This window comes from Mesorhizobium sp. M7A.F.Ca.AU.002.02.1.1 (genome assembly GCF_003998535.1).
Taxonomy (GTDB): Bacteria; Pseudomonadota; Alphaproteobacteria; order Rhizobiales; family Rhizobiaceae; genus Mesorhizobium; species Mesorhizobium ciceri.
The window spans coordinates 1-4623 of sequence record NZ_RZPB01000497.1 but is presented as its reverse complement, the minus strand read 5'-3'; the positions used below and the strand labels follow the sequence as shown (position 1 = coordinate 4623).

Annotated in this window: 9 protein-coding genes; 5 read left to right on the top strand and 4 right to left on the bottom strand. The window is 61.7% G+C overall.

The window, feature by feature from the left end; genetic code table 11:
- Both EN879_RS25070 and EN879_RS25065 read left to right on the top strand, forming a co-directional pair.
- Positions 1-487: YmdB family metallophosphoesterase (locus tag EN879_RS25070; protein WP_206521000.1), on the top strand; the 487-nt coding region annotated here is incomplete at its 5' end.
- Positions 488-561: 74 nt separating this feature from the next.
- A complete protein-coding gene (locus tag EN879_RS25065) occupies positions 562-1323 on the top strand; it encodes a TerC family protein (RefSeq protein ID WP_013529109.1) in 762 nt (253 codons plus the stop codon).
- A 38-nt stretch (positions 1324-1361) separates the two neighbouring features.
- Here the strand turns inward: EN879_RS25065 and EN879_RS25060 are convergent, their stop codons facing one another.
- Together EN879_RS25060 and EN879_RS25055 are read right to left on the bottom strand one after the other, a co-directional pair.
- Positions 1362-1754 (bottom strand): VOC family protein, encoded by a 393-nt coding sequence (locus EN879_RS25060; protein ID WP_063169206.1) that lies wholly within the window; start codon positions 1752-1754, stop codon positions 1362-1364.
- A 45-nt stretch (positions 1755-1799) separates the two neighbouring features.
- Positions 1800-2282, bottom strand: a complete 483-nt coding sequence (locus EN879_RS25055) for an SRPBCC domain-containing protein (protein ID WP_063169205.1) — start codon at positions 2280-2282, stop codon at positions 1800-1802.
- A gap of 52 nt (positions 2283-2334) precedes the next feature.
- Here EN879_RS25055 and EN879_RS25050 point away from each other — a divergent pair, with 52 nt between their 5' ends.
- The 3 genes from EN879_RS25050 to EN879_RS25040 all read left to right on the top strand — a co-directional run bounded on the left by EN879_RS25050 (position 2335) and on the right by EN879_RS25040 (position 3935).
- Positions 2335-2658, top strand: a complete 324-nt coding sequence (locus EN879_RS25050; RefSeq protein WP_024502907.1) for a helix-turn-helix domain-containing protein — start codon at positions 2335-2337, stop codon at positions 2656-2658.
- Between the two features lie 213 nt (positions 2659-2871).
- Positions 2872-3621 carry a YebC/PmpR family DNA-binding transcriptional regulator gene (locus EN879_RS25045; protein WP_013529113.1) on the top strand — a complete coding sequence of 250 codons (750 nt, stop codon included), beginning with the start codon at positions 2872-2874 and terminating at the stop codon, positions 3619-3621.
- A 17-nt stretch (positions 3622-3638) separates the two neighbouring features.
- On the top strand, positions 3639-3935 hold the full coding sequence (locus tag EN879_RS25040) for a SelT/SelW/SelH family protein (RefSeq protein ID WP_127224143.1): 297 nt from the start codon (positions 3639-3641) through the stop codon (positions 3933-3935).
- Between the two features lie 18 nt (positions 3936-3953).
- Here EN879_RS25040 and EN879_RS25035 read toward each other — a convergent pair whose 3' ends face one another.
- Both EN879_RS25035 and EN879_RS25030 read right to left on the bottom strand, forming a co-directional pair.
- Positions 3954-4103 (bottom strand): hypothetical protein, encoded by a 150-nt coding sequence (locus tag EN879_RS25035; protein ID WP_082826704.1) that lies wholly within the window; start codon positions 4101-4103, stop codon positions 3954-3956.
- Positions 4104-4124: 21 nt separating this feature from the next.
- Positions 4125-4604 (bottom strand): anthrone oxygenase family protein, encoded by a 480-nt coding sequence (locus tag EN879_RS25030; protein WP_127274313.1) that lies wholly within the window; start codon positions 4602-4604, stop codon positions 4125-4127.
- Positions 4605-4623: the final 19 nt, after the last annotated feature.

The window sequence follows — 4623 nt, the reverse complement described above, 5'->3', positions numbered from 1 at the left end:
CGCCAACATCATGGGCCGGGTGTTCATGCATCCCGAACTCGACGATCCCTTCCAGGCCGGCGAACGCGAGCTTGCCGCCTGTCCGCTCGGCGAGCAGGCGGATGCCGTGATCATCGACTTCCACGCCGAGGCGACCTCGGAAAAGATGTGCTTCGCGCATTTCGTCGACGGCCGTGCCAGCCTCGTCGTCGGCACCCATACCCACCAGCCGACCGGCGATCACCAGATCCTCAATGGCGGCACCGGTTATATGTCCGACGCCGGCATGTGCGGCGACTATGATTCCTCGCTCGGCATGGACAAGGAGGAGCCGCTCAACCGGTTCCTGTCGAAAGTGCCGAAAGGCCGCTTCGAAGCGGCGACCGGACCGGCGACCTTGTGCGGCGTCGGCGTCGATATTTCCGACCGCACCGGGCTGACCGAGCGGATCGCGCCGTTTCGTCGCGGCCCGCGGCTGGAGGAAACCGCACCGTCCTTCTGGTCATGACATTGATATAGGCACGCTTAGTACCTAACTGCCGGCGACACTGCTCTAGATCGTTAAAAGAGGGGACGACCTCCATGCAGCTCATCGAATTCCTGGCGCCGCATTTTCAATTTGTGTCCGATCCAACCGCCTGGGTCGCGCTGCTGACGCTGATTGTGCTCGAGGTCGTGCTCGGCATCGACAATCTGATCTTCATCTCGATCCTGACCAACAAGCTGCCGGAAGCACAACGGGCCCGTGCCCGCCGGCTCGGCATCTCGGCGGCGCTGATCATGCGGCTGGTGCTGCTGGCCACCATTTCGATCATCGTCCAGCTGACCACGCCGGTATTCACGGCCTTCGGCCATGGTTTTTCCTGGCGCGACCTGATCCTGATCGCCGGCGGCCTGTTCCTGGTCTGGAAGGCGACCAAGGAGATCCATCACACGGTCGATCCCGACGACCACAAGGATACGATGATGGGCGAGACGCTGCAGATCAGCCTCGCCGGCGCGATCTTCCAGATCCTGCTGCTCGACCTGGTCTTCTCGATCGATTCGATCATCACCGCCGTCGGCATGACCGACGAGATCGCCATCATGTACATCGCCGTGATCGTGGCGGTGAGCGTGATGATGCTGGCGGCCGGGCCGCTGGCCAACTTCATCGCCAAAAACCCGAGCATTGTCATGCTGGCGCTGGGCTTCCTTTTGATGATCGGCATGACACTGATCGCCGACGGCATGGGCTACCATGTGCCCAAGGGCTACATCTATGCGGCGATGGGCTTTTCGGCATTGGTCGAGGGGCTCAACATGCTGGCGCGGCGGCGCAAGAAGCCGGGCGGCGGGCATTGAGGCAAGAGCAGCAGGGTGGTCGCCCTTGCACAGACCAGTCATGCGAGATTGATCTGCCAGGAGACCCCGAACCTGTCGTTTAGCCATGCGAAACGGCGGCTGAAGCCGTAATTGTCCGATGGCATCAGGAACGCGCCATCCTTGCCCAGCGTCTCGACAATTCGGTTCAGTTCATCCTCGGAGGAACAGTCCACATACAGCGACACCGATGGCGTGAAGGTGAATGCATGGTGGACGGGGCTGTTGAAGACCATGACTTCCAGGCCGGCGATCGACACCCGCGCTAGTTTGACCGTTCCTTGCGGACCGTCTTCGCCGGGGCCGTAATTCGTGACGTCGAGGACGCTGCTGCCGGGAATGGTCTCGCAATAGAGGGTCATTGCCTCTTCGGCCTTGCCCTCGAACATCAGGAATGGCGTTACTTTCTTCATCGCAAAGGCCTCCTCTTCCTTCTGGTTGCTCAGATGTCGGGTCGCTCAAACATTGGTCTCGTTGGCGGGTTCGCCTTTCATCTCGCTGCGGTAGTAACCGTCGCGCAAATTGATGCCGTACTCGACATAGGCCTTCATGCAGGCCAGCATCTGCGACCAGCCCTCGCAATTGAGGTAGGACTTCTTCAGGCCGACCGCGCCTTCCTGCCAGCCGCTCTCGGCGATGGTGACGAAGGTGCCGCCATCGTCCAGCGGTTCGAAGTTCATCTCGATGCGGGTTTTGTAGGCCGGCTTGCCGTCCTCATCGGTGGCATCCCAGCGCAGCACGATGCGGCGGTCCTTGACCACTTCGTCGACCTCAACCGGCACCTTGCCCCACCAGACGACGCCGGCGCCGGCTTCCAGCGGGGCGCTGGCGCCGCCGATCGTGGTGAAATAGCCGCTCAGTTTCTTCGGATTGACGACTGCGTCGAAGACGTCGGCGACCGGCTTGCCGATGCGTCCGGAAACACTGAATCCAAGTGACATATCCACAGCTCCTTCCCTTGATCGGTCCAAAGATACGTTATATAAACATAACATGTCAAGCAGATCGCAAGACGACAATGTTTTCAAGGCGCTGGCGCATCCGCGCCGGCGCGAAATGCTGGATCAGCTGAAGGACGCGCCGAAGACGACCGGCATGCTGTGCGAGGCCTTTCCCGATATCGATCGCTGCACGGTCATGCTGCATCTGAAGGTGCTGGAGGAGGCCGACCTGATCGTTGCGCGGCGCGACGGCCGCGAGCGCTGGAACCATCTCAACGCGCTGCCGATCAAGCAGATCCACGACCGCTGGATCAGCCAGTATGCCGGCCATGCGCTCAGCATCATCGACCGACTGAAGTCGGACCTCGAGGCGTGAGCGGCCGCAGCAGGTCACGTCTTGCGCCGCATGCGCGGTGCGGCTGGACGAATTGAGCCGATTTATCTATAAGCCGGCCATTCCGACAGAGAACGCCGTGCTTCCAAGAGGTGCACCTGGGACGCTCTGAAATTTTGAATTCGGGCATTGCGGAAGACGAGGTCAGATCACTTCGCTTCGCGATGCTCTAGCCGAGAAGACGACAGGGGTGCCATGGCTGGCCATTCACAGTTCAAGAACATCATGCACCGCAAGGGCCGCCAGGATGCGGTGCGGTCTAAAATGTTTTCCAAGCTGGCGCGCGAAATCACCGTCGCCGCCAAGAGCGGGACGCCCGATCCATCGATGAACCCGCGCTTGCGCCTGGCGATCCAGAACGCCAAGGCGGTGTCGATGCCGAAGGACAACATCCAGCGCGCCGTCAACAAGGCCTCGATGGGCGATGCCGAGAATTACGAAGCCGTGCGCTATGAGGGCTATGGCCCGGGCGGCGTCGCTGTCATTGTCGAGGCGCTGACCGACAACCGCAACCGCTCGGCGTCCAATGTGCGTGCTGCCTTCACCAAGGCCGGCGGCGCGATGGGCGAAACGGGCTCGGTTTCCTTCATGTGGGACCGCGTCGGCGAGATCTATTATCCGGCATCGGCCGGCAGCGCCGACAAGGTCATGGAAGCGGCAATCGAAGCCGGCGCCGACGACGTGGAAACCGACGAGGAAGGCCACACCATCTATTGCGCCTTCGAGAATCTCGGTGAGGTGTCGAAGGCTCTGGAAACCTCGCTCGGCGAGGCAGAATCGGTGAAGCTGATCTGGCGGCCGCAGAACAACGTTCCGGTCGACGAGGAGCGGGCACAGTCGCTGATGAAACTGGTCGCCACGCTCGAGGACGACGACGACGTGCAGAGCGTCTACGCCAACTTCGAAGTCGACGACGAGACCATGGCCAAGCTCAGCGCGGCATGAGCGGAGCTCAGCCCGGCATGAGCGAGAGAGTGCTCCCCGCCATCCGCATCACCTACTGCACGCAGTGCCAATGGCTGTTGCGCGCCGGCTGGATGGCGCAGGAGCTGCTGTCGACCTTCGGCACGGACCTCGGCGAAGTAACGCTGGTGCCGGGCACCGGCGGCATCTTCACCATTTCCTGCAATGACGTGCTTGTCTGGGATCGCAAGCGCGACGGCGGTTTTCCGGACGCGGCCAAGCTGAAGCAACTGGTCCGCGATGTCATTGATCCGGACCGCGACCTCGGTCATTCCGATCGGAAGACAAAGGCGTAGAGGCCGCCGGCGCTGCCGTCACTTGCGTCGCCACGCTCCGAAGGCGGCGCCAATCGCAATACCCGCGGCGACGCCCATCGGAAGGTCATCCAGAGCGGTGCCGACCGCGGCACCGACACCAACTCCGATTGCCATGCCGAAGGCCATATTCGAATATTGATCCTTCATCGGTGGCTCCATCCATCCTTTTCAACGCGCGGCGAACCAGAAGGATGCCAGCGCGGCTATGCCGCTGATGGTGCGGACATGGTTCCACATCACCCACTCGTCGAGGTAGCGCGACCACAGGCTTGCGCCATTGCTGCTGGCCGGATCGAGGGCGGCGAGCGCATCGTTGAGCGGGACGTTGAAGATCATCGTCACCACCACGATGCCGATGAGATAGAGCAGGCTGCCGGCAACCAGCCAGAGCGAGCCTGGCTGGTTCCAGCCGATCACCGCACCGATGGCGACAACGATGCAGACGAGAGCCGTGCCGAACAGTGCTGTCATGAACAGCGGCGTCACCGCTGTGACGTTGATGGAATTCATCGCGGCAATGCCGCTTGCGGCTGGCATTCGGGCGAGGCCCGGCATGACGAAGCTGGAGAAAGCAAAGAAGACGCCGCCGACGACGCCTGAGCCAAGTGCGGCAATGAAGATGAGAGTGGGAAGAAGGTTCGCGATCATGTCAGTTGCTCCAGATGCC